We start from the raw sequence: 26864 nt of genomic DNA, 5'->3' as shown, positions 1-26864 counted from the left end.
TGGTTCAGCTCCTAAAACAGAGACGACAGGTTGTCGAGCGCGGCACGGCGGCGTTTCTCGGCGTTCATTTCCTGCAACAAATTGCGGTCGACGCAGTGCAGCGCTTTGGTGGGGCAGGTTTCCATACAGGCCGGGCCGGCGGCGCGACCGGTGCACAAATCGCATTTGTGGGCTTCGGCTTTGTCGCTGATGGCGGTCAGTTGCGCGCCGTTCTGGCGGATCACCGGGCGGGTGATCACCTCCATGGCGCCGTAGGGGCAGGCCACCACGCAGGTTTTGCAGCCGATGCAGCGTTCCTGCATCACCAGCACCATGCCGTTTTGGCGGCTGATGGCGCCGTTGGGGCAGACGTTGGCGCAGGGCGCGTCTTCACACTGGCGGCATAACACGGCGGTACTGACGTTAACGCCTTTAATCACGTGTAGCCGTGGGGCGAAGGTGGCGGCGGTCAACGCCGAAATGTCCTGGGTGGCGCTGTGCGCCATGACGCAGGCGATTTCGCAGGTACGGCAGCCGATGCATTTCTTCGGATCGGCGATGATGAACCGGTTCATCAGGAACTCCTGGTTTACGGGGTGGGCGGTGGCGGTATGACAAGGTCTATTCATAAAGCGTGCCAATCCACTAATATCAATAAAAACAAAAGGTTAGTTTTATGATGACGAAAGAGCCGACAAAAGTGACGATGACGATGTCAGGCCGTCGTCACGGTCAATGACGAATAGCCGCCGTGGGCCTGCCAGTGACCCAGGCGCTGATGCAGGGTTTTCACCGCCTGCTGCACCGCCGGGCCAATGGGGTAGTAAAATGCCACCACCTCCGGTTGAATGCCGATGAAGGTAATGTCCGGTATGTCGGCGCGCAGTTGGTCGATCAGGAAGCTGAGCGGCATATTGTGGGTGGTCATGATGAACATGTCGGCGATATCCGCCGGATCTATCACCCGGGTTTCGCCCGGCGCCAGCCCCATGTCGGTGGCGTCGACGATCACCAGCCGCTGCGGCCGCAGTTGGCGAATGGCGTGAATGTCATTCTCCGGCGCCGCGCCGCCGTCGATCACCGTCCAGCCGGCGGGGGGAGCGGCCTGGCACAGTTCCGCCAGCAGTGGGCCGGCGCCGTCGTCGCCCATCAGGCAATTGCCGACGCATAACAAAACGCTATCCATGGTGCCTCCTGACCATCAGATAAATCGCCGGTTCGTTTTCGATGGACTGCAACAGGGCGATTAACCGTTGGCTCCACTCTTGCTGCTGCTGCGTCATTCGTTCAGCGGCGCGGCTCAGCGCGCTGGCCAGCAAATGGGTGTGGCTGCTGTCGATGCAGATTTCGCCAAAGCGTTCGACACCGGCCAGCTTGCGCCTGGCGGCACCCTCGGCCGGCAGGTGCGCAATCCAGTCGCGAAACGCCGCCAGCGGGCAATCGAGCCTGGCTTCCAGACAGTCGATCACCCCCAGGTGATGGCCGATCGCCAGGCTGTAATAGATCACTTCCTGCGCTTTGGGCGGCGCTTTCTTTTCCTGCACGAACTTGCGGCTGAGGGAATAAAAGGTTACGTGGCAGACCGCGCTCATAGCCGCAACTCCCCGCGCTGCACGCGCTGATAAAGGGCCAACAGATGGCCGACGATCTCCGTCAGCCGCGGGTCGTCTTGCCGTTGCAAATACGTCATCACGCGTTGTTCCGCCGTTTGCGCGTCGGTGGCGGCCAGCAGTTGCAGGAAGCGATCGGCGATTTGCCGGCCGTAGCGATATCCGGCCAGGCGCCGCGCTTCACGATCCACCGCCACGCGCAGCGGCTGCGGCAGTTGCGGGTGCAGTAGCGCGGTGGCCTCGCCCTCGGTTTCATCGTGCCGTTGGCGGTGGATTTTCTGCTCGAGCAGGCCGAGCGCCATGGCGAAGCCGTAAATCGTGGCGGCGGGCGTCGGCGGGCAGCCGGGGATATACACGTCAACCGGTACGATGCGGTCGGTGCCGCCCCATACGCAGTACAAGTCGTGGAAAATACCGCCGCTGTTGCCGCAGGCGCCGTAGGAAATGCAGATTTTCGGATCCGGCGAAGCCTGCCAGGCGCGGATCGCCGGGATGCGCATCGCGCGGGTGACCGCGCCGGTGAACAGCAAAATGTCGGCATGGCGCGGCGAGGGCACCACTTTAATGCCGAAGCGTTCGGCGTCGAACAGCGGTGAAATAGCGGCGAAAATCTCGATCTCGCAGCCGTTGCAGCCGCCGCAGTCAACGCGATAGACGTAGGCGGAGCGGCGGATGTCTTTCAGCAAGGTGGTTTTTAGCTGGGCGATGCTGTCGTCGAGAGTTATCGGCACCGGCTGCCCGTTGGCATCACGCGGGCCAATCAGCGTCTGGCTCATTGGGCGACCTCCCGGGTCAAATGGCGGCCGACGTCGATACGGTCGGCCTGGGTCAGGCTTTGTTGCTGCTTGCAGGCGGGGCAGGTTTCGAACTGTTCGCGGCGCTGCTCGCCGAGTTCGAGCAGCGCCAGGGCGTAATCGATTTCCTTCTGCGGGGCATAAGCCTTGCCGCATTGGCGGCAGTGGCAGAGGGCGAAATCGGCGCTTTCGAGCAGGTCTTCTTTGCGCCATACCGCCAGTTCGAACTGATTCGACAGGCGAAGGGCGGTCGTCGGGCAGACTTCTTCGCAGCGGGCGCAGAAAATGCAGCGGCCCAAAAAGAACTGCCAACGAATGACGCCGTTTTCGACATCGGTTTCCATGGTCAGCGCGTTGGACGGGCAGGCGTTGGCGCAGGCGCCGCAGGCGATGCATTGCTGCGGGGTATATTCCGGCTTGCCGCGAAAGTTGGCGTCCACCGCCAGCGGCTGCGCCGGATAGGCCACCGTGGCCTTGCCGGTTTTCAGCACTTTTTTAATCAGTTTCAGCATGGTGTCGTCCCCTTAAAACGGTGCGTTTTTCCGCTCGATGCCGTAGCGCTCGATTTCCTTGTACGGCACCACGACAGACTTGCGTTTGCGGATGTCGACGATGGTCATGCGGTCGGTGCAGGAGTAGCAGGGATCGAGGCTGCCGATGATCAGCGGGGCGTCGGAAACGGTATTGCCGCGCAGCATAAAGCGCAGCGTCGGCCAGTTGGCGTAGGTGGCGGCGCGGCAGCGCCAGCGGAACAGTTTCTGATTGTCGCCGGTCATGCTCCAGTGAATGTCGTCGCCGCGAGGCGCTTCGGCAAAGCCCAGCGCGAACTTGTGCGGCATATAGGTAAAGCCTTCCACCGCCAGCGGCCCGGCGGGCAGGCTTTGCAGGCCGAATTCGATGATGCCGAGCGAGTTGAACACTTCGTGAATGCGCACCTTCAGGCGCGAATACACGTCGCAGCCGGTTTCGACGCACAGTTCCACCGGCAGCTTGGCGTAACCGGCGAACGGATGATCGATACGGGTATCCCGGCGGTGGCCGCTGCCGCGCAGCATCGGCCCGACGTTGCTGTAATCGCGTGCGATCTGCGGATCCAGCCGCCCGACGCCGATGCTGCGCTGCTCGGTATTCGGCGTGCTGAGCAGAATATCCACCAGATCCTTGAGCTCGCTGCGCATCTCTGCCGCCAGCCGCAGGGTTTGCAGCATGTCGTCTTTCAATATGTCGCGCCGAATGCCGCCGATCAGATTCAGGCCGTAGGTTTTGCGTGCGCCGGTGAGAATTTCCGCCATCTTCATCGATTTCTCGCGCACGCGGAAAAACTGCATGAAGCCGCTGTCGAAACCGACGAAATGGCAAGCCAGACCGAGGTTGAGCAGGTGGCTGTGCAGCCGTTCCACCTCCAGCAGGATCGATCGGATCATTTGCGCCCGTTCCGGCACCTGAATGCCCATGGCGTTCTCCACCGAGCTGGTGTACGCCACGCTGTGGGTGAAACCGCAGATGCCGCAAACCCGGTCGGACAGGAAGGTCACTTCGTTATAACCCATACGCGTTTCCGCCAGCTTTTCCATGCCGCGATGGACGTAGAACAGGCGGTAATCGGCGTCGATAATGTCTTCACCGTCGACGAACAGGCGAAAATGGCCCGGTTCGTCCGAGGTGATGTGCAGCGGGCCAATCGGCACCACGTTGGCCTTGGCGCCGGCTTCGCTGACAAACGGATAGGTTTCGACGTCGGTGGTCGGCGCCGGCCGCTGGCGGTAATCCATCGCGTCTTTACGCAGCGGGTAAAGGTCATCCGGCCAGTCGTCCGGCAGCACCAGACGCCGTTCATCCGGCAACCCCACCGGGCGCAAACCGTACATGTCCCGCACTTCGCGCTCGCCCCACACCGCCGCCGGCACCCGTGGCGTTACCGACGGGAACTCCAGCGTTTGGGCGTCGACTTCGGCGCGCACGGTGATCCAGCATTTGACCCCTTGCTCCATCGACAGCACGTAATACAGCGCATAGCTGCCGCACAGCGTGCGTTCGTCGTTGCCGAACAGCACCGAAAGCCAGCCGCCCTGCTGGTAATACAGCCATTCCACCACCTCCGGCAGCGCATTCAGCTTCACCGTTACCGTGAGCTGATCGGCGGTTTGCCATTCTGCCGCCAGCACGGCTGCCGGGAATTGCCGTTGCAGCGCCGTCAGATAATCTTGGCCCAGATGTTCAGTAATCATGATGTTCCTACTTGTGAATTAGCTGACGACCAGCCAGGAAACCAGCGCCAAAAATGCCAGGCCGAAGCCGGCCCAGGTGGTGCGAGCGGTTTTTAAAAAGCGCAGCCGTGCGACGCTGTTTTCCACTACGGCGACGGCCACCACCGCCAGCAGCAGCTTGCACAGCGATAACGCCAGCGCCGCCGCCAGTGCGGGCAGAGTCAATGTAGTGGCCTGGCCCCAGGGCACGAACATGCCGATAAACAGCTGCAGCACCACCAGTTGCTTCAGGCTGATGCCCCATTTGAGGATGCCGAGCGCCGCGCCGGCGTATTCGGTCAGCGGGCCTTCCTGCAATTCCTGTTCGGCTTCCGCCATGTCGAACGGCAATTTGCCCATTTCGATAAAAGTGGCGAAACCGCAGGCCAGCAACGCCAACAGCAGCGGCGCGCTGGCGTACGGCGGCCACTCCGCGACGCACTGGCTGATGGCGCTGAGCTGGGTAGAACCGGCGACCAGCGCCGCCACCCACAGGCCAAGCAGCAGGATCGGTTCCACCAGAATGCCCAGCACCGCTTCGCGGCTGGCGCCAATGGCGGTGAAGGGGCTGCCGGTATCCAGCCCGGCGAGGGCAAACACGAAGCGCACCACGGCGAACAGATAAATCAGCGTGATGACATCGCCGATCGCCGGCAGCGGAGAGATCTGCAACAGCATCGGCAGCGCGCAGGCAATGGCCAGCAGTGTGCCGGTCAGCAGATAAGGCATGGCGCGGAAGGCGATTCCCGCTGCCGCGGGGGCGAGGGATTGGCGTTTGAGCAACTTGGCGATGTCGCGGTATTCCTGCAATACGCCCGGCCCGCAGCGGCTGTGGAGGCGGGCGCGCAACTGGCGGCTGACGCCGGCAAACAGCGGCGCGATGGCCAGCAGCAACAACGCCTGCACGATGCCAATCAGTAAAGTGGGATAAGTCATCAGGTTCTCCTTAGGCCAGCGCCACGACCAGCAGCACCGCCAGCTCGATGGCGGCGACGCCACGGCAAAACGCGTTGAGAGGCGCGCGATGCAGCCAGCGCTGTAAGGCGACCGGTTGCAAGGTTTGGCGCAGGGCGTACAGCGGCGCGAACATCACCCGCAGCGGCTGAGCGAAACCGGTGGCGGTGATCACCATCGAGGCTTCGTGACCGTAGCCGCAGGCCCAGGCTTCACCGCCCGTGCGGCGCGCCTGGCGTTTCCCCCGATAAACCGCAGCGATCAGCAACGGCAGCAGCGGCATCGCCAACAGCAAAATGGCGATCAGCGGCGGGGAAACCAGCAGATGTGCGCCGAGCGGCGTTTGCGGAGTCAAGGTGGCGGCCAGCCGGGCAAACAGCGGGATCAGCCACGGCGCGCCAATGCCGCACAGCAGGCACAGCAAGGCCGGCAGCAGATGGCTGAGCATCATCGGCCACGTCGCCGGCCGGGCGTTGGCGGCGGCTTCACAGCGCGGCGCACCCAGGCACACCACGCCAAACACTTTGCTGACGCACATCACCGCCAACGCGCCGGTGATCGCCAACGCCACCGCCAGCAACGGGCCAAGCAGCCGGCCGACAAAGGCCGATGCGGCGCTGAACTGGAACAGGCCTTGATAAATCAACCACTCGCTGGCGAAACCGTTGAGCGGCGGCAGCGCCGCCATCGATACCAGCCCGACCAGCAATGCGATGCAGGTCCAGGGCATCAGCCGCGCCAGCCCGCCCATTTTTTCCATGTCTTTCAGCCCGGTTTGCTGTTCGACAGCACCGGCGGCCAGCAGCAATGCCGATTTAAACAGGCTGTGATTGCACAGATGAAACAGGCCGCCCATCAGCGCCAGCGCGGTCAGTTCAGGCAATTGCAGCGCCAGGCCGACCATTGCCCCGCCGATGCCGAGCAGGATGATGCCGATATTTTCCAGCGTGTGGTAAGCCAGCAGCCGACGCAGGTCATGCTCCATCAGCGCATACAGCCCGCCGAAAAAGGCGGTGCCGGCCGCCAGCACCAGCACCAGCAACCCCCACCACAGCGGCGGTGTGCCCAGCAGATCCATACCGATTTTGATCACGCCGAGCAGCCCGACTTTCATCAGCGCGCAAGAAAAGAGCGAGGCCGCCGGGGCGGGTGCGCTACCGTGCGCTTGCGGCACCCAGCCGTGCAGCGGCATCACGCCGGCGTAAATGCCGAACCCCGCCAGCGCCAGCAAGAATGCCCCGTTGCGCAGCGCCGAAGGCAAGGCTATCTCGCGCATGGCGCTGAATTGCAGGCTGTGGGTCTGGCTGTAGATCAACGCAAAAGCGGCGACCAGCAGCAGCGTACCTAAGCGCATCAGCAGAAATTGGCTGTGGCCGGCCTGCTGGCTCTTGGCGTCTTGCCGCCGAACAATCAGGAAATAACCGCACAGCGCCGCCAGCTCCAGCGACAACACCAGCGCCAGCGCGTTGTCCGCCATCACGGCCGCGCTCAGCGCGGCGGGCATCAACAGCATCAGGCTGCCCTGCCGGGTGCGGTTATGATCGTTGAGCGTCGTCAGCCAATGGCAAAGGTACAGCCCCACGAACAGGTTGCTCAGCGCGATCACCAGCAGCAACAGCGCATTCAGACCGCTGATTTCCACCGCATAGTGCAGCCACGGCAGGCGGGCTGGATGAGGCGTGGTGAACAGCCAGGGCAGGGCCGCCACCGTGGCGGCCAGCGACACCAGCAGCGTGCCGATGCCGCAGACGCCGGCGCAAAAACGTGGCCAGATCGCCAGCAGCCAGCACAGTGCGGTCAGCAGCAGCGAACCGCTCAGTGACAGCGTCAGCAACAGCAGCGGATCGGGCAGAAAATCGGTGATCATCGGTTCGGCTCCTTGCGGGCGACGGGGGGGCTGACAAACGGCAACTCGGCGGCTAACGCCTGCATCGCATTACGGCGTTTTTGTTCGCTGGCCTGACGCACATCCTGGTCGGCAACCAGCCGGATGGCGTTGGTCGGGCAGGTGCGAATGCACGCCGGGCCGTCAGGGCTGAAGGCGCACAAATCGCATTTCACCGCCACCGCACGCACCCCCGGTTGGCAATCGAGAAACGCGCTGACCGGGCGGGCGGAGGCGGGGGGCGGCGGTGCCAGCGCGGTCTGGCAATCGCCGGGAATGGCCAGCGGCACGCTGCCGCCAAAACCAATGGCGCCAAAGGGGCAGGCGATGCCGCACAGTTTGCAACTGACGCACAGGCTTTCGTTCAGCACGATGGCGTTATCCCGATGCGTTATCGCGTTCACCGGGCAAACCTGCGCGCAGGGCGCGTCTTCGCACTGGCGGCACATCACCGGCGCGGAATCGCGCGCATTACGCATCACCCGTAAACGCGGCAAGGCTTGCAAACCGGCCAGGCGATGTTCGGTCGCGCAACTGGCCATGCAGGTATTGCAACCCATGCATAATTTGGCATCCGCAATAAGAAAGCGGTTCATGCACACTCCTTGCGACTTCGTCACTTTTGACGAAATCGACAGTAAAAATGACGTTTCGACAGTCACTGTCAGCAATAAAGCGGCGTTATTCAGGCCGGCAGAATAATTTTTTTCAATTCTTCATGAATGGCGCAGTCGCCATGCAACGAATCAAATAAGCATTGGTAAATGACGGCGATCTTATTCAGGTAATGTTCCAGCACGGCCTGCCTGTCACGGTTATTGATTTGGCCGTCAATCAGGCCGCTTTCATCCAGCGTGGCGTGGGCGAAAGGGGCGAAATTTTCCTCTTCGTTTGGCGCGGCCAAATTAATGCTGTAGCAGATGTCGCGGCTGTAAAAACCGTCGCTCAATTGAATGCGCAAGGTGAAGTGATTGAACAGCGTGAAGCGGATGTCCTGCCCCTGTCCGCAGATAAACTCATGATTGATATTCTGTTTTGCGGTAGTTACCGCTTTGACCAACGTGTTGTGGTAATGCTGCCATTGCGCCATTAAACGGTTGTTTTTGCCGGCGATATAATCGGCCTGGCTGGTCAGTTCATTTATTGTGCTCATCAGTGTCACCCGGTGTGTCGACATTTCCTGTGGTGACGCTAATAGGGCATAAATCGTGCCAGCTTGGTTTGGTTTTAATTAATGACTTTAAATTCAATGATGCAGCGAATTATTTTCGCGTGGGGTAACGCGGTGTGGCGCACTGCCGGTCAGTTAAGCCTGACTGGCATTTTTTTATTCGGTCTCTGTGCGTTCGGTGCAATTGGAATTGCCGTCAATATCCCGCATTTCTCTGTAGCCGCAATGAACGGCAATTGTAGGGGCCGTAGGCGCGGCCCCTACACCCGCGCCCCCGCTTAACTCCGTCTGTCTGCTGCGCGGTATTACTCGGCCCATCCCTGGGCCTCGCCCCTTCGGGGCCGCTACGCAGATACCCTCGCTGCACCCGCGTTGTCGGGCGGGTCGGCTACGACAAACGTCCCTGTTTGTCTCGCCTCAACCGGCCTTCCCTGGCCAGTTGCCCTGACAACGCCGTTTTGCTCGGCAGTCGGCGATGCGCGAAAAGGTCAACACCCGAATTTGTTGCCACCGGGCAACATGTCCCTTCGGTTTGATATTACGAGATGAAAGACAGTGAAAAGCGTGAGATGAGCACGGTGTTGGACGCCCATTGAAGACGGCGAACGCAGGAGCGGCGCATAGGCGAAACCGCCATGGACGGCGGTTTCAGGCGAGACAGGCAGGGACGCCTGTCGTAGCCGGCCGTGATGCGACGTGACGGAGGGAGAGTAGTTGGCGCAGCCAACCGGCTGATATAGGGCAAAGGTGCGGGTTGCCAGGGGCCGCGCCTACGGCCCCTGGCTCGGTCGAGGCATCTGGGGCTCATGGTGCCTCGCTCGTGTATCGACCGAAAAGAATCTTGAACTCGCCAGAAAACATCTTAACTGCTCCGCATTGCGGTGTGGCGGCTTTTACTGTCGATGACATCGACACTCGACAAATATGTCGGTGCCTGACTGGCACCGTATTTGCACAGGTATTTTCAGTTGGCCGTTTTATTGCCGTTACCGGAGACCGCATGCACGAAATAACGCTTTGCCATTACGCGCTGGAGATTATGCAGCAGCATGCGCAGCAACAGCAGGCGCGGCGTATTACCGCCGTGTGGATCGAGGTGGGCGCGTATTCCTGCGTCGAGGCGCAGGCGCTGCATTTCTGTTTCGACATGGTGTGCCGCGGCACGCTGGCCGAAGGCTGCACGCTGCATTTGCAGCAACAGCAGGCGCTGAGCTGGTGCCACGACTGCCAATGCGAAGTGACGTTGCCGTTGCCGCAGGTGCGCCTCTGCCCGCATTGCGAAGGCCACAACCTGCGCGTGCAGGCCGATGACGGCATACAAATAAAACGTCTGGAAATCGAATAACCACCGAGGGGAAAGCTTATGTGTAGCACATGCGGTTGCGCCGAGGGCGAATTGACCATTGAAGGCGACGCTCAGCCCGCCAGGGTGCCGTTCCGCCCACGTCAGAACCCGAAAGGCGATTTGCATTATGGCTTTGGCGCGGCCGGCACCCACGCGCCGGGCATCAGCCAGCGGCGCATGCTGGAAATCGAAACCAACGTGTTGGCGAAGAATGACCGCCTGGCGGCGCACAATCGCGAACATTTCGCCGCGCAACAGATCCTGACGCTGAATCTGGTGTCCAGCCCCGGTTCCGGCAAAACCACCTTGCTGACGCAAACCCTGCTGCGACTGCGCGACCGCGTGCCGTGCGCGGTGATAGAAGGCGATCAGCAAACCACCCACGATGCCGAACGCATTCGCGCCACCGGCGTGGCGGCGATCCAGGTCAATACCGGCAAGGGGTGCCATCTGGACGCGCAAATGGTGCATGACGCCGCCCACCGCCTGGCGCTGCAACCCCACAGCCTGCTGTTTATCGAAAACGTCGGCAACCTGGTGTGCCCGGCCGGGTTTGATCTCGGCGAACGGCACAAGGTGGCGGTGTTGTCGGTGACCGAAGGCGAGGACAAACCGCTGAAATACCCGCATATGTTTGCGGCGGCGCGGCTGATGCTGCTGAACAAGATCGATTTGCTGCCGTACCTGGATTTTGATCTCGATGCCTGCATCGCCAATGCCCGGCGGGTCAATCCGCAGATTGAAATCATCACGCTGTCCGCCACCCGCGGCGACGGGATGGATCAGTGGATGAACTGGCTGGCGGCGCAACGATGTGCATAGGCATTCCGGGGCGAGTTGTGGCGCTGGATCCACGGCAACCGCAACATGTATGGGCCGAGGTGTGCGGCGCACGGCGTGAAATCAACATTGCGTTGGTATGCCAGGCCGGCCAGCCGCGTGAGGCGCTGCTGGGCTGTTGGGTGCTGATCCACGTCGGTTTCGCCCTGAGCCGGCTGGATGAACGGGAGGCGGCGGAGATGCTGGTGGCGTTACAGGCGATGGGTGAAGTGGAAAGCGACGTGGCGCTGTTTATGACAGGGGAAGGCAACGATGAAATACGTTGATGAATTCCGCGATCCGCAGCTGGTGAAATCCCTGCTGCAGCGCATTGCGCAGCGGGCGGCAACGCTGCCGTTCAGCGCCGAACGTCCGTTGCAGTTGATGGAGGTGTGCGGCGGCCATACGCACGCCATTTTCCGTTTTGGTCTGGATAAACTGCTGCCGCCACAGGTGGAGTTTATTCATGGACCGGGTTGCCCGGTGTGCGTGCTGCCGATGGGGCGCATCGACGCCTGCCATGAAATCGCCGCCAACCCCGCGGTGATTTTTTGCACCTTTGGCGACGCGCTGCGGGTGCCGGGCAAGCAGGGTTCACTGATGCAGGCGCGGGAACGCGGTGCCGATGTGCGGGTGGTGTATTCGCCACTGGACGCCTTGCAACTGGCGCGCGCCAATCCGCAGCGTCAGGTGGTGTTCTTTGCGCTCGGTTTTGAAACCACCATGCCGGTGACCGCCGTCACGCTGCAACAGGCGCGCCTGGAGGGCATTGGGAATTTCAGCGTCTTCTGCCAACACATCAGCCTGATCCCGACATTGCGCAGCCTGCTGCAACAGCCGGAAGTACGCATTGACGGTTTCCTGGCGCCGGGCCACGTCAGCATGATCATCGGCACCGAACCCTACCGCTTTATCAGCGGCGAACATCATAAACCCCTGGTGGTGACCGGTTTTGAACCGCTGGATATTTTGCAAGGCGTGATGATGCTGATCGAACAGTTCTGCGATGGCCGCAGCCGCACCGAAAACCAATACCGCCGGGTGGTGCCGCAAAGCGGTAACCTGCTGGCGCAACAGGCGATGGCGGAGGTGTTTGCGATCGGCGGCAGCAGCGAATGGCGCGGATTGGGCACCATTGCCGATTCCGGCATCGGCCTGAGCTCCGCCTATGCCGATTTTGACGCCGAACGCCGTTTCCGCCCCCAGCCGCAGCAGGTGGCAGATGACCCGCGCGCCTGCTGCGGCGCGGTGCTGACCGGCCGCTGCAAACCGCGCGATTGCCCGCTGTTCGGCGGAGTCTGCACGCCGCAAAACGCTTTTGGCGCACTGATGGTGTCTTCCGAGGGGGCCTGTGCCGCCTGGTATCAATATCGTCGAGAAACAGAGGAAACCGCCGCATGAATTCGGTTATTACCCTGGCGCACGGCAGCGGCGGCAAAGCTATGCAGCAACTGCTGGAGTCGCTTTTTCTGCCCGCTTTCGCCAATCCGCAGTTGGAACAGCGTGAAGATCAGGCGCGTATCGCACTGGCGTCGTTAATGCGGCAGGGCGATCGGCTGGCGTTTACCACCGACAGCTACGTCATCGATCCGTTGTTTTTCCCCGGCGGCGATATCGGCAAGCTGGCGGTATGCGGCACCGCCAACGATCTGGCGGTCAGCGGCGCGACGCCGCGCTATCTGTCCTGCGGCTTTATTCTGGAGGAAGGACTGCCGTTGGCGGAATTGACGCGGGTGGTGGAGTCGATGGCGGTAACCGCCCGCGAGGCCGGCATTCAGATCGTGACCGGCGATACCAAAGTGGTGCAGCGCGGCGCGGCGGACAAGCTGTTTATCAACACCGCCGGCATTGGCGTGATCCCGCAGAGCATCGAATGGTCGGCGCAGCGCATTCAAGCCGATGATGCGATCATCGTCAGCGGTACCCTGGGCGACCACGGCGCCACCATTCTTAACCTGCGCGAACAGCTCGGCATGGCGATGGACATCACCAGCGATTGTGCGGTGCTAACGCCGTTGATTGCGCCATTGCGGGCGATTGACGGCGTACACGCGCTGCGCGACGCCACCCGCGGCGGCGTGAACGCCATACTGCACGAATATGCCGCTGCCTGCGGTTTCGGCATCGACATCGACGAACAGCGTCTGCCGGTGAAACCGGCGGTACGCGGCGTTTGCGAACTCCTGGGGCTGGACGCGATTAACTTCGCCAATGAAGGCAAGCTGGTACTGGCGGTGGCGCAGGCGGCGGTTCCGGCTGTGTTGGCGGCGTTGCAGGGGCATCCGTTGGGCGCGGATGCGGCGGTGATCGGCCGGGTAACCGAGGGGGGCAAACAGGTGCGGCTGCGCGGAGCCTATGGCATCAGCCGGCTGCTCGATTTACCGCATGCCGAGCCTTTACCTCGCATTTGTTGATCCGGTCGGGGGAAGCGGCTGCCGGTCGGCAGTAAACTTTGCGCCGTAGCTCACATAAAAATAAAAAAATTCAATTACCGCAATCGGATGCCGTGATGGGCAGAGTGATGGTCAATGTCGAATGCAAGCATAGAAAAACAGGAACTGCTGGAAATTACCCGCTTGTTGTTCAGCCAGCGTGATTACGGCGAATTGCTGGCCCAACTGCAACAGATCGTTCGGCGCCGGCAGCTGGCGGACGACATGGCGCTGGTGTTGCTGCACCCGAACAGCGCGCGAGTCAGTTTCCACGGCCAGGACGGGAATGGCCAGCCGCTGAACTATCAGGATGAAACGCTGTTGGCCAATGGGCCGATCGCGTTATTACGCGAGAATGCGCAACCGCTGTGCCTGTGTGGCGCCGATCTGCACCAGCGCTATCCGCAGTTGGCGATGCTGGCATTGTCTCCGCCGCTCAGCCATTACTGCCTGATGCCGCTGCGTGCCGGCGGGCAACTGCTTGGCGGTTGCGAACTGTCGCGTAACGACGGCAAAGCGTTCAGCGATGCGGAGCTTGACTCATTGACTACCCTGATGGAGTTGACGGCGCTGGCGGTGGAGCAGATACAGCTGCACGAAGCCGCCGAACGGCAGCAGCGCCAGTTACGCCATGAGCGCGATGATTTTCGCGTGCTGGTGGATGTCACCAACGCCGTGCTCTCCAAGCTGGATCTGGACGATCTGATTGGCGAGATCTCCAGCGAGATCCACCGTTTCTTCAAAACCGATGCCATCAGCATTGTGCTGCCGGGCGATCGCGACGATCGCGTGACGATCTACGCCACCCATTATCTGCAAGATAACCAGGCTAAACGTCAGCAATACAGCGTACCCCTGGCCGGTACGCTGTCGGAAAAGGTGATGCAGAGCGGCGAAATGCTGCTGCTGAACCTGAAACACTCGGATCCGTTGGCCGAGTATGAGCGGCAGCTGTTTGATCTGTGGCATGAGCAAATTCAGACGCTGTGCGTACTGCCGCTGATTTTCGGCCAGAAGACCCTCGGCGTGCTGAAGCTGGCGCAATGCCAGCCGGATAATTTCAATGCCGCCAACTTGCGGGTGTTGCGGCAGATTGCCGAGCGTATTGCCATTGCGGTCGATAACGCATTGGCCTATCAGGAAATCAGCCGGTTGAAAGAGAGTTTGGTGCATGAAAACCTGTATCTCACCGAACAGATTAATGACAACAACCCGGATTTCAGCGAGATCGTCGGCCGCAGCGCGGTGATGTCCACTGTGTTGAAACAGGTAGAAATGGTGGCGAAAAGTGACTGTTCGGTATTGATCCTCGGCGAAACCGGCACCGGAAAAGAGTTGATTGCCCGCGCCATTCACAACTTGAGCGAGCGCCGCGATCAACGGATGGTGAAGATGAACTGCGCGGTGATGCCGGCCGGGCTGTTGGAGAGCGATCTGTTCGGGCATGAAAAGGGGGCGTTTACCGGCGCCAGCACCCAGCGTATGGGGCGTTTCGAGCTGGCGGACAAAGGCACGCTGTTTTTGGACGAGGTGGGGGAAATCCCGATCGAGTCGCAGTCTAAATTGTTGCGTGTGCTTCAGGAGCGCGAGTTTGAGCGGGTTGGCGGCAACAAGCTGGTTTCCGTCGACGTGCGTTTGATCGCCGCCACCAACCGCGATCTGCAGCAGATGGTCGCCGACCGCGAATTCCGCAGCGATCTCTATTACCGGCTCAATGTCTTCCCGATACTCATTCCGCCGTTGCGCGAACGGCCGGAGGACATTCCGCATCTGGTGAAATTTCTTACCTACAAGATTGCACGGCGCATGAAACGCACCATCGACAGCATTCCGGCCGAAACGCTGCGCCTGCTGAGCCAAATGCCCTGGCCGGGCAACGTGCGCGAACTGGAAAACGTCATTGAACGGGCAATATTGCTGACGCGCGGCACGGTGCTGAATTTGCAACTGCCGGAACTGCGCTATACGCAGCCTTCAATGGCAGCAATCGCAGCGCCATCGCAGGCGATAGCGGGCGAAGATGAATATCAAAGGATTGTGCGGGTACTCAAAGAAACCAACGGCGTGGTCGGTGGACCGCGTGGCGCGGCGCAGCGGCTGGGTCTGAAACGCACGACCCTGCTTTCTCGGATGAAGAAAATGGGCATTTGAGGCAGAAAAGAATTTCCGAATGTTGTTGAATATTCGTATGAAAATTAGGTGGGTAATTGTTTTCAGACTGAATGCTTGATTGTGCAAATAATATTATTTTAGGGGTATTTTTATACGCAATTAACGAATGAATCGGAATCGATTATTTTTTTTGTCGGTTGGCAAGTTGATAATGCATCACCTATAACTAACTGGGTGTTTAATTTATAGGATTGTGAGCATGCTATCAATTCCAAATGTATTAATATCTAATGGACAGGGCGTTTATTTAAAGGATTAGACCAAAGCGGCACCGGCAGTGATTGAAAGCTCGAACATGACCTTTTGGATAGGACGTGTTGCCTTTTTATTGTCATAAATAAGTAAAAACAGTGAGTTGTGCGGTTTTTTTTTGGGTAAAAAAGGGGGTTGTAAGGCTTGGTTTTATTATGGTGAATAATGAATCACTCTTGTTTTTTATGATTTTTCCGTAATCTCACCGGTTGAAACTAATATCTTTAACCGGTTGATGGTCAGTGCGGAATTAGGGTTTTGGTGGACGCTTTGCGTGAGGATATATCGCTGAGTTAATTCTGAAACGGAATTTGCACTTTTTAAATTAGATTCTAGTCTGAATTAGAACCTAATTTAACATCTCCATTAGCTCCTATGGGAGAGTGTCATGAGCAAACCGATCAAGAATATCGTCATCGTGGGTGGCGGCACTGCGGGCTGGATGTCCGCCTCGTACCTCGTCAAGGCGCTCCAACAGCAGGCTAACATTACGCTCATCGAATCTGCGGCGATCCCCCGGATTGGCGTGGGCGAGGCGACCATCCCGAGTTTGCAGAAGGTGTTCTTCGACTTCCTCGGGATACCGGAACAGGAGTGGATGCCCCAGGTGAACGGCGCGTTCAAGGCCGGCATCAAGTTCGTGAATTGGAGAAAGTCTCCCGACCACTCGCGCAACGATTACTTCTACCATTTGTTCGGCAATGTGCCGAACTGCGACGGCGTGCCGCTGACCCACTACTGGATGCGCAAGCGCGAGCAGGGTTTTCAGCAGTCGATGGCGTACGCCTGCTACCCGCAGCCCGGGGCGCTCGACGGCAATCTGGCACCGTGCCTGCACGACGGCACCCGTCAGATGTCCCACGCGTGGCACTTCGACGCGCACCTGGTGGCCGATTTCTTGCAGCGCTGGGCCGTCGATCGCGGGGTGAACCGCGTGGTCGACGAGGTCGTGGAGGTTAACCTGAACGACCGCGGCTTCATCTCCAGCCTGATCACCAAGGAGGGCCGGATGCTGGAGGCGGACCTGTTCATCGACTGCTCCGGTATGCGGGGGCTTTTGATCAACCAGGCCTTGAAAGAGCCCTTCATTGACATGTCCGACTACCTGCTGTGCGACAGCGCGGTCGCCAGCGCCGTCCCCAACGACGATGCGCAAGTGGGGGTCGAACCCTATACCTCCGCGATCGCCATGAACGCGGGGTGGACCTGGAAGATTCCGATGCTGGGCCGGTTCGGCAGCGGCTACGTCTTCTCAAGCAAGTTCACCTCCCGCGACCAGGCTACCACCGACTTCCTCAACCTCTGGGGCCTCTCGGACAATCAGCCGCTCAACCAGATCAAGTTCCGGGTCGGGCGCAACAAGCGGGCGTGGGTCAACAACTGCGTCTCCATCGGGCTGTCGTCGTGCTTTTTGGAGCCCCTGGAATCGACGGGGATCTACTTCATCTACGCGGCGCTTTACCAACTCGTGAAGCACTTCCCCGACACCGCGTTCGACCCGCGGTTGGCCGACGCGTTCAACGCCGAGATCGTCTACATGTTCGACGACTGCCGAGACTTTGTTCAGGCGCACTATTTCACCTCGTCGCGCGAAGACACGCCGTTCTGGCTCGCGAACCGTCACGAACTGCGGCTCTCTGATGCCATCCAAGAGAAGATTGAGCGCTACAAGGCGGGGCTGCCGCTGACCACCACGTCGTTCGACGATTCCACGTACTATGAGACCTTCGACTACGAATTCAAGAACTTCTGGTTGAACGGAAACTACTACTGCATCTTTGCCGGCTTGGGCATGCTGCCCGACCGCTCTCTGCCGCTCTTGCAACTGCGACCTGAGTCGATCGAAAAGGCCGAGGCGATGTTCGCCCGCATCCAGCGCGAGGCCGAACGTCTGCGGGCGAACCTGCCGACGAACTATGACTACCTGCGGTCGTTGCGCGAGGGTGACGCGGGGCGGTCTCGACCCGGGCAGAGGCCCGCGTCGCCGGAGATCCTGTAGTGGAGCGCGCTCTGGGCCGGGTATGTGAATTCGCGGCCACGCACGCTGCCGTGGCGGCCTGCGATCCGCTGCAGGCGCGCTCGTTCGTTCTGCAACTGCCGGGCCTGAACCGTAACAAGGACGTGCCCGGCATCGTCGGCCTGCTGCGCGAGTTCCTCCCGTTGCGCGGCGTGCCCTCCGGCTGGGGCTTTGTCGAAGCCGCCGCCGCGATGCGGGACATTGGGTTCTTTCTGGGATCGCTCAAGCGGCATGGACACGAGCCTGTGGACGTGGTGCCCGGGCTCGAACCGGTGCTGCTCGACCTGGCGCGCATAACCGACCTGCCGCCGCGCGAGACGCTTCTGCATGTAACGGTCTGGAACCCCGCAGCGGCCGACGCGCAACGGAGCTACACTGGGCTCAGCGACGAAGCGCACCTGCTCGAGAGCGTGCGCATCTCGATGGCGGCCCTCGAGGCGGCCATCGCGGTGACCGTCGAGCTGCACGACGTGCCCCTGAGGTCGCCCGCGTTTGCGCAAGGGTGCGACGAGCTGGCGACCTATCTGCAAAAAATGGTCGAATCGATCGTCTACGCGTACCGCTTCATCTCGCCGCAGGTCTTCTACGATGAGCTCCGCCCCTTCTACGAACCGATTCGCGTCGGGGGCCAGAGCTACCTTGGCCCCGGTGCCGTAGAAATGCCCCTTTTCGTGCTCGATCACGTCCTGTGGGGCTCGCAATCGGACCACCAGGCTTATCGAGAATTCAAAGAGACGTACTTGCCCTATGTGCTTCCCGCGTACCGGGCGGTCTACGCTCGGTTCGCCGGGAGGCCGTCGCTCGTCGACCGCGCGATCGGCGAGGCGAGAGTCGGTGCGCAGAGCGAGCCCGTCCGGGCCGGGCTGGCGGCCCTCAACCGGGTCTTCGTGGTCCTGCTGCGCTTCCGGGCACCTCATGTTCAATTGGCGGAGCGGGTGTACGAAGTCGGGCGAAGCGGCCCGGCAATCGGCAGTGGGGGGTACGCGCCCAACATGCTCGGCGATCTGGCCACGCTCACGCTTGCCGCGCGCTCCCGCATCCGCACCGCTCTCAACGAGTCCTGACACGCACGGCCATTTGTTCCATCTCATTAAGGAGATTTGCCCTCATGACTCAGAAGAGCCCCGCGCACGGGCGCGATAACAACCACTTCGACGTGATCATCCTCGGCTCGGGCATGTCCGGCACCCAGATGGGGGCTATCCTGGCCAAACAGCAGTTTCGCGTGCTGATCATCGAGGAGTCGTCGCACCCGCGGTTTACGATCGGCGAATCGTCGATTCCCGAGACGTCGCTGATGAACCGCATCATCGCCGATCGCTACGGCATTCCGGAGCTCGACCACATCACGTCGTTCTACTCGACGCAACGTTATGTCTCGTCGAGCACGGGCATCAAACGCAACTTTGGCTTCGTGTTCCACAAGCCCGGCATGGAGCACGACCCGAAGGAGTTCACGCAGTGCGTCATCCCCGAACTGCCCTGGGGGCCGGAGAGCCATTATTACCGGCAAGACGTCGACGCCTATCTGTTGCAGGCCGCCATTAAATACGGCTGCACGGTCCGCCAGAAGACGAAAGTGACCGAATACCATGCCGATAAGGACGGCGTCGCGGTGACCACCGCCGAGGACGAACGGTTCACCGGCCGGTACATGATCGACTGCGGAGGACCCCGCGCGCCGCTCGCGACCAAGTTCAATCTCCGCGAAGAGCCGTGCCGCTTCAAGACGCACTCGCGCAGCCTCTACACGCACATGCTCGGGGTCAAGCCGTTCGACGACATCTTCAAGGTCAAGGGGCAGCGCTGGCGCTGGCACGAGGGGACCTTGCATCACATGTTCGAGGGCGGCTGGCTTTGGGTGATTCCATTCAACAACCACCCGCGGTCGACCAACAACCTGGTGAGCGTCGGCCTGCAGCTCGACCCGCGTGTCTACCCGAAAACGGACATCTCCGCGCAGCAAGAGTTCGACGAGTTTCTCGCGCGGTTCCCGAGTATCGGGGCGCAGTTCCGGGACGCCATACCGGTGCGCGACTGGGTCAAGACCGACCGGCTGCAGTTCTCGTCGGCCAGCTGCGTCGGCGACCGCTACTGCCTGATGCTGCACGCGAACGGGTTCATCGACCCGCTCTTCTCCCGGGGGCTCGAGAACACCGCGGTGACCATCCACGCGCTCGCGGCTCGCCTCATCAAGGCGCTGCGTGACGATGACTTTTCCCCTGAGCGTTTCGAGTACATCGAGCGCCTGCAGCAAAAGCTTTTGGACCACAACGACGACTTCGTCAGCTGTTGCTACACGGCGTTCTCGGACTTCCGCCTGTGGGACGCGTTCCACAGGCTGTGGGCAGTCGGCACGATCCTCGGGCAGTTCCGGCTCGTGCAAGCCCACGCGAGGTTCCGCGCATCGCGTGACGAGGGCGACCTCGATCACCTCGATAACGACCCTCCGTACCTTGGGTACCTGTGCGCGGACATGGAGGGGTACTACCAGTTGTTCAACGACGCCAAAGCCGAGATCGAAGCGGTGAACGCCGGGCGCAAGCCGGCCGGGGAAGCCGCGGCGCGGATCCATGCCCTCATCGACGAACGAGACTTCGCCAAGCAGATGTTCGGCTTCGGGTACTGCATCACCGGTGACAAGCCGCAGCTCAACAACTCGAAGTACAGCCTGCTGCCGGCGATGAAGCTGATGCACTGGACACAAACCAGCGCGCCGGCAGAGGTGAAAAAATACTTCGACTATAACCCGATGTTCGCGCTGCTCAAGGCGTACATCACGACCCGCATCAGCTTGACTCGGAAGAAGTAGCCGGCCATCGAGGACACAAAAATGATGAACGACATTCAATTGGTTCAAGTGCACGCCGAGGAGCCCCCTTCGAGGGCGTACGACGCGACCACGAGCGTGGCCGCGAGCTGGTACGTCGCGATGCGATCGGATGACCTCAAGGACAAACCGACGGCGTTGACGCTCTTCGGCCGTCCGTGCGTGGCGTGGCGCGGCGCGACGGGGCAGGCCGTGGTGATGGACCGCCACTGCGCGCACCTCGGTGCGAACCTGGCCGACGGGCAGGTCAAGGACGGGTGCATCCAGTGCCCGTTTCATCACTGGCGGTACGACGAGCAGGGCCAGTGCGTTCACATCCCCGGTCACAATCAAACGGTGCGCCGGCTGGAGCCCGTGCCGCGCTCGGTGCGCCAGCCGACGTTGGTCACCGCCGAGCGATACGGCTACGTGTGGGTCTGGTACGGATCCCCGGAGCCGCTGCACCCGCTGCCCGAAATCGCCGCAGCCGACGTCGACAACGGCGACTTTATGCACCTGCACTTCGCGTTCGAGACGACGACGGCGGTCTTGCGGATCGTAGAGAACTTCTACGACGCGCAGCACGCATCCCCCGTGCACGAACTCCCGATTTCGGCCTTCGAGCTCAAACTCTTCGACGATTGGCGCCAGTGGCCGGAGGTTGAGTCTCTGGCACAGGCGGGCGCATGGTTCGGTGCCGGGATCGACTTCACCGTGGATCGGTATTTCGGGGCCTCCGGCATGCTGGCACGTGTGCTCGGCCTGAACATGTCGCAGATGAACCTGCACTTCGATGGCTACCCCGGCGGGTGCGTCATGACCGTCTCCCTGGACGGAGACTTCAAATACAAGCTGCTCCAGTGTGTGACGCCGGTGAGCGACGGCAAGAACGTCATGCACATGCTCATCTCGATCAAGAAGGTGGGTGGCGCCCTGCGCCGGGCGACCGACTACGTGCTGTTCGGGCTGCAGACCAGACAGGCCGCGAAGTACGACGTCAAAATCTGGAACGGGATGAGGCCGGACGGCGGCGGCGCGTACAGCAAGTACGATAAGCTCGTGCTCAAGTACCGTGCGTTCTACCGGGGCTGGGTCGACCGCGTTGAGAGTGAGCGGTGATGCGTGAGTCGGCGGCCCTCACCGAGCCGGTTTCGGACACGACGTTCCGCCAGGCGTTCGCGAACCTGACGAGCGGCATCAGGGTGTATAGCGCGGCGGGCCAGGTCGGGCTCGCCGCTACCGGGTGCGTGTCGGCGTCGCTCTTTCCGAGGTATTCATGACGGTCTGGTTATTGCAACTCGTGTTGGTGATCGCGCTCTGCAACGTCTGCGGCCGCATTGCCGAACGGCTCGGCCAGTGCGCGGTCGTCGGTGAGATCGCGGCCGGTTTGTTGTTGGGGCCTTCGCTGTTCGGCGTGATCGCACCGGATTTCTATGACGCATTGTTCGGCCCAAGCACGCTGTCGGCGATGGGGCAGGTCGGGGAAGTCGGCTTGATACTGCTGATGTTTCAGGTGGGTCTGCATATGGAGTTGGGCGAGACGCTGCGCGGCAAGCGCTGGCGCATGCCCGTCGCGATCGCCGCGGGCGGGCTCGTCGTACCGGCCGCGATCGGCATGATCGTCGCCGCTGTCTCGAAAGACATGCTCGCCGGCGACGCACCGGCGCTGCCCTATATACTCTTCTGCGGTGTCGCGCTTGCGATATCGGCGGTACCGGTGATGGCGCGCATCGTCGACGACCTGGCGCTCAACGCCATGGTGGGCGCACGGCACGCAATGTCTGCCGCGATGCTGACGGATGCGCTCGGATGGATGCTGCTTGCAGCTATTGCTTCGCTATCGAGCGGGCCTGGTTGGGCATTTGCGCGCATGTTCCTCAGCCTGCTCGCGTATCTGGTGCTGTGCGCGCTCCTGGTGCGCTTCGTGGTTCGACCGACGCTTGTGCGGCTCGCATCGACTGCGCATGCGGCGCGCGACCGCTTGGCCGTGTTGTTATGCTTCGTGATGGCGTCGGCACTGGCGACGTCGCTGATCGGATTTCATAGCGCATTTGGCGCACTTGCGGCGGCGCTGTTCGTGCGGCGCGTGCCCGGCATCGCGAATGAGTGGCGGGACAACGTCGAAGGTTTTGTCAGGCTTGTGCTGATGCCGGTGTTTTTCGCGTATGCGGGGCTGCATGCGTCGGTCGGCACGATCGACGACGCGGCATCATGGATGTGGTTCGGTGTATTCTTTGCGGGCGGATTCATCGGCAAGTTCGGCGGCAGTTATCTGGGCGCACGTGCCACCGGGCTTGCGCCACGCGATGCGATGTTGGTGAGCTCGCTGATGAATACGCGTGGCTTGATGGAGCTCATCGTCCTGTCAATCGGTTTGCAGATGCAGATCCTTCCGCCAAAGGTCTACACGATCCTTGTGGTGTTCGCGCTGGTGACGACGGCGCTGACCGTACCGCTGGTTCGATTCACGCTGCGCGTGCAATCGCGCGCGGCGTCAGCAATCCCGGGGGCCGGCAAGTGATGCGCACCAGGTAGGTTACGCCAATTGAAAATTGCCCCTCCGGCGGGTAATGCCGATTGTTTAAGAGTACTTGAACGATCCTGCCAGTAAGAGGCAACCCGGAGTCAGTTCCCTGACGCCTGACGCCGGATTTTTTATGTCTGCACTCGATATCGATTTCGTTCCGGATGTCTTCTCGTCTGAGCTGAATGCCTTTTCCCGTTACCTTGACCTTGCGTGGGTCCATCAAGCTCTCAATGCCTGCCAGAAGGCCGGCATTCGCCCTCGCCGTTTCCCTGCCGAACCGGCCGTTTGGCTCATCGCCTCGTTTCTGCTGCGCCTGACCATTCCCTGACATTGTTTGACCGCTGTTACTTCAGTGCATCTTTTCTGCTGGAATGGCAACCGGCGGGTGGTTGCAGGCCTCGTCGGTACAGGGGCTATCAAACATGTCGATCAGCGTATTGCCCGGCTTGAGCAGGCACGGAAAGCGCTGGCGCCGCAGGATGGCATCGACGTGGTGCAACCACATTAAAACCTTGGCTGAACGACAGGATTCACTCAAGCGACAATATTGGGGCGCTGACGCGAACCAATGGGTTACCAGAGAAGCTTGAGCAGCATCCGACACAGCCAACGTCAGGTTAATCATGGAAGTGGGAAATGGCTGGGGTGTCAGAGCCCATCAGCGAGTAATGCTGCGCGCACTAAGCACAAACTTGTTTCCAGCGTGCTCCAGCAGGCGATAAAGAAACGCAAAGTGTTCCCGACGGATGACGCGGTACGAAAGGTTATTCATCTGGCAATCAAGTATAGTGGGTTGTCCTCACCCCGGTTGGCGATCCTGCTCTCTGGTTGGACTGCCCTCCAAAGGTTAATAGGTAACAAGTGCTGAAGGAGCCATTGATCAAGGATTTCCCAGGCCTGTTAAATGACGCTGAACGCTGGAAATGTCCGGAATTTTTATTGCTATACTGATGATATATTTCAAGGTGAATAAAGAAATGCGCACTCAGTTTGCAGCCCTCAGTATTCATATGTTGCAGGTTTTACATGCCGTTCTGACGACCAGAAATCTCAGTCATGCTGCAGAGAAACTCAACAGTAGTCAGCCGCAAGTCAGCCGGCAGTTAGCGCAACTTCGTGAGGCTTTCGGTGACCCTTTGTTGGTCAGGCATGGCCGGGAATATGTTCTCAGTCCAAGGGGGCAAGAGATCATTTTCCCATTGGAAAAATTAATAAACGAATTAAAAGAATTATCACAGAAACCGGAGTTTGAACCGCTGTTGTGTAGTCGTTGCTTCAGATTTGCATCTTCTGATTATGTTGCTGAGCATATGCTCCCGCAGCTGATTGATTACTTGCAGACAGTCGCGCCGAAAGTATCCGTGGAGTATTTTACCTGGAAGCCAAATGATTACCCACTTTTAGCCAATGCCGAATTAGACTTGGCAACGACCATGATAAAAGAAGCGCCCTCAGGATTGCGGGGAAGAATACTCGGTGAGGATGTTCCTGTTTGCGTGATGTCTGCGCGCCATGTGCTAGCGGGTAAGGCCCTGGAAGCTAAGGATTATGCATCTTGGCGGCATGTAAGAGTTTCAGGCGGAGGGGATAAAGACAGTTTTGTTGATCGTGAATTGAAAGAATATGGAGTATATAGACAGATCGTACTCACGGTTCCTTTTTTTAGTGCGGCGATGGAGGTGGTGTCGAACAGTAATTTATTGGTGACCATTCCAAAACATATCGCGATTATTATGTCTGAGAAATATAATGTGACGTGGTGTCCGATTGACTTTGTTAAAGAAAGCCATCGTTATTGGATGATTTGGCATGAAAGAACACATATGGCACCTGAGCATAAGTGGTTTCGTAATGTGGTGCGTGAAATAGTGGCCGGCTCTAGTTTTGGGATAACGAAATATAACTCGAGTAATATGTAAGACTGGAGTATTTATTTTTGACATGGAAGCTATGATAGTTGGTGCATGTACAGATTATAATGTTTCCCGTATGGTCAAGGACAGATGTTTTATTTGATCTGACTTTGATTCTTACAGGAAGAGCGGAATGAACGTAGAAGAGTTTAGAGCCTGTGCTCATCAACTTATCGATACTATTGCCGATTATCACGCAGGAGTTGCCGATCTGCCTGTAATGTCTCAAGTTATGCCGGGAGAAGTATTAAAGAAGCTTCCAGCTCATGCTCCAGTCAGCGGAGAATCCTTCGAAAGGATTATGGATGATTTTAATTCCTTGATCTTACCGGGTTTGTCGCATTGGCAACATCCTGGCTTTTATGGGTATTTCCCCGCCAACGCTGCTCTTTCTTCAATATTGGGGGATTTTCTCAGTACCGGGCTGGGTGTTTTGGGGTTGTCCTGGCAGTCCAGTCCTGCACTCACAGAGCTGGAAGAAAAGACGGTTGACTGGATGAGAGAACTTTTGGGGCTTTCTAGCCGTTGGAGCGGCGTCATACAGGATACTGCGTCTACGAGTGCGCTGATATCGCTTATTAGTGCGCGTGAAAAAACGTCTCGCTATTCCTTGGTTACTGGCGGGGTTCAAGCTGAGGCGGCGCCTCTTGTTGTCTATACGTCGGCACACGCCCACAGCAGTGTCGATAAAGCAGCCCTTCTGGCCGGCTTTGGCAAAGATAATATTCGCTATGTTCCAACCGACGAGAACTACAGTTTAGATCCGGCCGCTTTGGAGGCTGCGATCATCGCCGACAAAGCCGGCGGTTTGACTCCCTGTGCGGTGGTGGCAACGGTGGGTACTACCACTTCTACCGCGATTGATCCTATTAAGCCCATTAGCCAAATTACGCAAAAATTCGGTATTTGGTTGCATGTCGATTGTGCTATGGCGGGCTCTGCAATGATTTTGCCTGAGTATCGGTGGATGTGGGAGGGGATTGAGCAGGCGGATTCACTGGTGATTAACGCACATAAATGGCTTGGCGTCGCGTTCGATTGCTCGTTGTATTATGTCAAGGATGCACAGCATCTGATCAGAGTCATGAGTACCAACCCTACGTATTTGCAGACTAGCGTCGATTCCGAGGTCAAAAACCTGAGAGATTGGGGCATCCCACTGGGCCGTAGATTCCGAGCGCTTAAACTGTGGTTTCTATTGAGGAGTGAAGGCGTAGAAAAACTCCAGAAAAGATTAAGGCGAGATCTGGATAATGCTCAGTGGTTAGCTACGGAGATCAAGAGTGCGCCAAACTGGAAATTACTTGCACCTGTTAGCTTGCAAACCCTTTGCATTAGATATGAACCCGCAGGTTTGCACGCTGCGGATCTCGATGCGTTTACGCTTGCCTGGGCTGAGAAATTAAATCGCTCGGGGCTTGCGTATGTCACGCCGGCAACGCTGGATGATCGTTGGATGGTACGAGTTTCCATTGGTGCAATACCGACAGAACACGAGCATGTTGCCGATCTCTGGCAGGCATTGCAGCAAGCTGTTATTTCTTGATTTAGCCGATTTCCCGTGTATTCAAGATACCTGTAACGTTATTTTTAACGACGAGAAATGTTTTTTTCAAACTCACAGTCAATATTATACGTTCCCATCAAAATCTACACGCCGTATAAATAATGGCGGGGAAAAGATGAGTAATAAAACGAGTATCCTCGATGTTACACTCAATCTTACTCATCGTCATATCCAACCGAAAGTCTTCGGGGGTGATGGGGGCTGGGTTTTCAGTGGTTTCGGGTTTGTTGAAATTATTGGCCTCTCTATAATTCAAGGGGGCTAATTGCCGAGTTGTAATGTTGCGTTTTTTACGTCCTTCCCACTTCCATTCCAGGTAAAATTATAAGAGCTGCCGCTTGCGATAGCTTCGCGTAAACTCTGCCGGAGTCA

At 59.2% G+C, this 26864-nt stretch carries 24 protein-coding genes and 1 pseudogene; 14 read left to right on the top strand and 11 right to left on the bottom strand.

The annotated features are described in order from the left end of the window. Positions 1 to 11: 11 nt before the first annotated feature. The 10 genes from hydN to hycA form a co-directional block, all read right to left on the bottom strand. Complete coding sequence (gene hydN, locus V2S86_RS18315; RefSeq protein ID WP_020439812.1) at positions 12 to 554, bottom strand: electron transport protein HydN; 543 nt, start codon at positions 552 to 554, stop codon at positions 12 to 14. Between the two features lie 140 nt (positions 555 to 694). Next, the gene (gene hycI / locus V2S86_RS18310; protein WP_330763603.1) at positions 695 to 1165 is read right to left on the bottom strand and encodes a hydrogenase maturation peptidase HycI; all 471 of its coding nucleotides are present in this window, start codon (positions 1163 to 1165) and stop codon (positions 695 to 697) included. Further along, positions 1158 to 1571 carry a formate hydrogenlyase maturation HycH family protein gene (locus V2S86_RS18305; RefSeq protein ID WP_330763602.1) on the bottom strand — a complete coding sequence of 138 codons (414 nt, stop codon included), beginning with the start codon at positions 1569 to 1571 and terminating at the stop codon, positions 1158 to 1160. Before V2S86_RS18305 ends, hycI begins: the two co-directional genes overlap by 8 nt. Continuing rightward, positions 1568 to 2365, bottom strand: a complete 798-nt coding sequence (locus V2S86_RS18300) for an NADH-quinone oxidoreductase subunit B family protein (protein WP_330763601.1) — start codon at positions 2363 to 2365, stop codon at positions 1568 to 1570. The genes V2S86_RS18305 and V2S86_RS18300 overlap by 4 nt, the downstream gene beginning before the upstream one ends. Further along, positions 2362 to 2895 (bottom strand): formate hydrogenlyase complex iron-sulfur subunit, encoded by a 534-nt coding sequence (locus V2S86_RS18295; protein ID WP_330763600.1) that lies wholly within the window; start codon positions 2893 to 2895, stop codon positions 2362 to 2364. The genes V2S86_RS18300 and V2S86_RS18295 overlap by 4 nt, the downstream gene beginning before the upstream one ends. 12 nt (positions 2896 to 2907) lie before the next feature. Continuing rightward, positions 2908 to 4611, bottom strand: a complete 1704-nt coding sequence (locus tag V2S86_RS18290) for a hydrogenase large subunit (protein ID WP_330763599.1) — start codon at positions 4609 to 4611, stop codon at positions 2908 to 2910. Between the two features lie 18 nt (positions 4612 to 4629). After that, positions 4630 to 5565 carry a respiratory chain complex I subunit 1 family protein gene (locus tag V2S86_RS18285; protein ID WP_330763598.1) on the bottom strand — a complete coding sequence of 312 codons (936 nt, stop codon included), beginning with the start codon at positions 5563 to 5565 and terminating at the stop codon, positions 4630 to 4632. 10 nt (positions 5566 to 5575) lie between these two features. Next, entirely contained in the window at positions 5576 to 7450 is a 1875-nt protein-coding gene (locus tag V2S86_RS18280; protein ID WP_330763597.1) for a proton-conducting transporter transmembrane domain-containing protein, read from the bottom strand. After that, positions 7447 to 8064: a 4Fe-4S dicluster domain-containing protein gene (locus V2S86_RS18275; protein WP_330763596.1), complete on the bottom strand. Its 618-nt coding sequence runs from the start codon at positions 8062 to 8064 to the stop codon at positions 7447 to 7449. Before V2S86_RS18275 ends, V2S86_RS18280 begins: the two co-directional genes overlap by 4 nt. An 89-nt stretch (positions 8065 to 8153) precedes the next feature. Further along, entirely contained in the window at positions 8154 to 8621 is a 468-nt protein-coding gene (hycA, locus tag V2S86_RS18270; RefSeq protein ID WP_126485247.1) for a formate hydrogenlyase regulator HycA, read from the bottom strand. A gap of 1018 nt (positions 8622 to 9639) precedes the next feature. Between hycA and hypA the strand changes: the two genes are divergently transcribed. The 12 genes and pseudogenes from hypA to V2S86_RS25495 form a co-directional block, all read left to right on the top strand. Then, positions 9640 to 9984: a hydrogenase maturation nickel metallochaperone HypA gene (gene hypA / locus V2S86_RS18265; RefSeq protein ID WP_330763595.1), complete on the top strand. Its 345-nt coding sequence runs from the start codon at positions 9640 to 9642 to the stop codon at positions 9982 to 9984. 18 nt (positions 9985 to 10002) lie between these two features. Next, positions 10003 to 10806 (top strand): hydrogenase nickel incorporation protein HypB, encoded by an 804-nt coding sequence (gene hypB / locus V2S86_RS18260; RefSeq protein WP_330763594.1) that lies wholly within the window; start codon positions 10003 to 10005, stop codon positions 10804 to 10806. After that, positions 10797 to 11090: a HypC/HybG/HupF family hydrogenase formation chaperone gene (locus tag V2S86_RS18255; protein ID WP_330763803.1), complete on the top strand. Its 294-nt coding sequence runs from the start codon at positions 10797 to 10799 to the stop codon at positions 11088 to 11090. Before hypB ends, V2S86_RS18255 begins: the two co-directional genes overlap by 10 nt. After that, the gene (gene hypD, locus V2S86_RS18250; RefSeq protein ID WP_330763593.1) at positions 11077 to 12204 is read left to right on the top strand and encodes a hydrogenase formation protein HypD; all 1128 of its coding nucleotides are present in this window, start codon (positions 11077 to 11079) and stop codon (positions 12202 to 12204) included. The genes V2S86_RS18255 and hypD overlap by 14 nt, the downstream gene beginning before the upstream one ends. Continuing rightward, positions 12201 to 13217 carry a hydrogenase expression/formation protein HypE gene (gene hypE / locus V2S86_RS18245; protein ID WP_330763592.1) on the top strand — a complete coding sequence of 339 codons (1017 nt, stop codon included), beginning with the start codon at positions 12201 to 12203 and terminating at the stop codon, positions 13215 to 13217. The genes hypD and hypE overlap by 4 nt, the downstream gene beginning before the upstream one ends. Before the next feature lie 114 nt (positions 13218 to 13331). Then, positions 13332 to 15386: a formate hydrogenlyase transcriptional activator FlhA gene (gene flhA / locus V2S86_RS18240; RefSeq protein ID WP_330763591.1), complete on the top strand. Its 2055-nt coding sequence runs from the start codon at positions 13332 to 13334 to the stop codon at positions 15384 to 15386. 661 nt (positions 15387 to 16047) lie between these two features. Next, complete coding sequence (locus V2S86_RS18235) at positions 16048 to 17658, top strand: tryptophan halogenase family protein (protein WP_330763590.1); 1611 nt, start codon at positions 16048 to 16050, stop codon at positions 17656 to 17658. Continuing rightward, positions 17658 to 18740 (top strand): monodechloroaminopyrrolnitrin synthase PrnB family protein, encoded by a 1083-nt coding sequence (locus tag V2S86_RS18230; protein WP_330763589.1) that lies wholly within the window; start codon positions 17658 to 17660, stop codon positions 18738 to 18740. Before V2S86_RS18235 ends, V2S86_RS18230 begins: the two co-directional genes overlap by 1 nt. A 44-nt stretch (positions 18741 to 18784) precedes the next feature. Next, positions 18785 to 20488, top strand: coding sequence for an NAD(P)/FAD-dependent oxidoreductase (locus V2S86_RS18225; protein WP_330763588.1), 1704 nt, complete (start codon positions 18785 to 18787; stop codon positions 20486 to 20488). 21 nt (positions 20489 to 20509) lie between these two features. Then, on the top strand, positions 20510 to 21604 hold the full coding sequence (locus V2S86_RS18220) for a Rieske 2Fe-2S domain-containing protein (protein ID WP_330763587.1): 1095 nt from the start codon (positions 20510 to 20512) through the stop codon (positions 21602 to 21604). Between the two features lie 157 nt (positions 21605 to 21761). Continuing rightward, complete coding sequence (locus tag V2S86_RS18215; protein ID WP_330763586.1) at positions 21762 to 23006, top strand: cation:proton antiporter; 1245 nt, start codon at positions 21762 to 21764, stop codon at positions 23004 to 23006. Positions 23007 to 23142: 136 nt separating this feature from the next. Next, positions 23143 to 23262: pseudogene (locus V2S86_RS25495) on the top strand (hypothetical protein); the annotation flags it as partial. A 99-nt stretch (positions 23263 to 23361) separates the two neighbouring features. Here V2S86_RS25495 and V2S86_RS18205 read toward each other — a convergent pair. Beyond that, complete coding sequence (locus tag V2S86_RS18205) at positions 23362 to 23517, bottom strand: hypothetical protein (RefSeq protein ID WP_330763809.1); 156 nt, start codon at positions 23515 to 23517, stop codon at positions 23362 to 23364. A 418-nt stretch (positions 23518 to 23935) separates the two neighbouring features. Here V2S86_RS18205 and V2S86_RS18200 point away from each other — a divergent pair, with 418 nt between their 5' ends. Next, complete coding sequence (locus V2S86_RS18200) at positions 23936 to 24931, top strand: LysR family transcriptional regulator (RefSeq protein ID WP_330763584.1); 996 nt, start codon at positions 23936 to 23938, stop codon at positions 24929 to 24931. 127 nt (positions 24932 to 25058) lie between these two features. Then, positions 25059 to 26471 (top strand): pyridoxal phosphate-dependent decarboxylase family protein, encoded by a 1413-nt coding sequence (locus tag V2S86_RS18195; protein WP_330763583.1) that lies wholly within the window; start codon positions 25059 to 25061, stop codon positions 26469 to 26471. Positions 26472 to 26864 lie beyond the last annotated feature (393 nt).

Origin of the sequence: Serratia sp. C2(1), assembly GCF_036352655.1 — a bacterium.
GTDB lineage: Bacteria > Pseudomonadota > Gammaproteobacteria > Enterobacterales > Enterobacteriaceae > Serratia > Serratia inhibens.
This window is presented reverse-complemented; position numbering and strand designations above follow the sequence as displayed.

Bases quoted from the DNA above. Each gene is read 5' to 3' on its own strand.
- hydN (WP_020439812.1), bottom strand. From the start codon at position 554: ATGAACCGGTTCATCATCGCCGATCCGAAGAAATGCATCGGCTGCCGT.
- hycI (WP_330763603.1), bottom strand. From the start codon at position 1,165: ATGGATAGCGTTTTGTTATGCGTCGGCAATTGCCTGATGGGCGACGAC.
- V2S86_RS18305 (WP_330763602.1), bottom strand. From the start codon at position 1,571: ATGAGCGCGGTCTGCCACGTAACCTTTTATTCCCTCAGCCGCAAGTTC.
- V2S86_RS18300 (WP_330763601.1), bottom strand. From the start codon at position 2,365: ATGAGCCAGACGCTGATTGGCCCGCGTGATGCCAACGGGCAGCCGGTG.
- V2S86_RS18295 (WP_330763600.1), bottom strand. From the start codon at position 2,895: ATGCTGAAACTGATTAAAAAAGTGCTGAAAACCGGCAAGGCCACGGTG.
- V2S86_RS18290 (WP_330763599.1), bottom strand. From the start codon at position 4,611: ATGATTACTGAACATCTGGGCCAAGATTATCTGACGGCGCTGCAACGG.
- V2S86_RS18285 (WP_330763598.1), bottom strand. From the start codon at position 5,565: ATGACTTATCCCACTTTACTGATTGGCATCGTGCAGGCGTTGTTGCTG.
- V2S86_RS18280 (WP_330763597.1), bottom strand. From the start codon at position 7,450: ATGATCACCGATTTTCTGCCCGATCCGCTGCTGTTGCTGACGCTGTCA.
- V2S86_RS18275 (WP_330763596.1), bottom strand. From the start codon at position 8,064: ATGAACCGCTTTCTTATTGCGGATGCCAAATTATGCATGGGTTGCAAT.
- hycA (WP_126485247.1), bottom strand. From the start codon at position 8,621: ATGAGCACAATAAATGAACTGACCAGCCAGGCCGATTATATCGCCGGC.
- hypA (WP_330763595.1), top strand. From the start codon at position 9,640: ATGCACGAAATAACGCTTTGCCATTACGCGCTGGAGATTATGCAGCAG.
- hypB (WP_330763594.1), top strand. From the start codon at position 10,003: ATGTGTAGCACATGCGGTTGCGCCGAGGGCGAATTGACCATTGAAGGC.
- V2S86_RS18255 (WP_330763803.1), top strand. From the start codon at position 10,797: ATGTGCATAGGCATTCCGGGGCGAGTTGTGGCGCTGGATCCACGGCAA.
- hypD (WP_330763593.1), top strand. From the start codon at position 11,077: ATGAAATACGTTGATGAATTCCGCGATCCGCAGCTGGTGAAATCCCTG.
- hypE (WP_330763592.1), top strand. From the start codon at position 12,201: ATGAATTCGGTTATTACCCTGGCGCACGGCAGCGGCGGCAAAGCTATG.
- flhA (WP_330763591.1), top strand. From the start codon at position 13,332: ATGTCGAATGCAAGCATAGAAAAACAGGAACTGCTGGAAATTACCCGC.
- V2S86_RS18235 (WP_330763590.1), top strand. From the start codon at position 16,048: ATGAGCAAACCGATCAAGAATATCGTCATCGTGGGTGGCGGCACTGCG.
- V2S86_RS18225 (WP_330763588.1), top strand. From the start codon at position 18,785: ATGACTCAGAAGAGCCCCGCGCACGGGCGCGATAACAACCACTTCGAC.
- V2S86_RS18220 (WP_330763587.1), top strand. From the start codon at position 20,510: ATGATGAACGACATTCAATTGGTTCAAGTGCACGCCGAGGAGCCCCCT.
- V2S86_RS18215 (WP_330763586.1), top strand. From the start codon at position 21,762: ATGACGGTCTGGTTATTGCAACTCGTGTTGGTGATCGCGCTCTGCAAC.
- V2S86_RS18205 (WP_330763809.1), bottom strand. From the start codon at position 23,517: ATGTGGTTGCACCACGTCGATGCCATCCTGCGGCGCCAGCGCTTTCCG.
- V2S86_RS18200 (WP_330763584.1), top strand. From the start codon at position 23,936: ATGTCCGGAATTTTTATTGCTATACTGATGATATATTTCAAGGTGAAT.
- V2S86_RS18195 (WP_330763583.1), top strand. From the start codon at position 25,059: ATGAACGTAGAAGAGTTTAGAGCCTGTGCTCATCAACTTATCGATACT.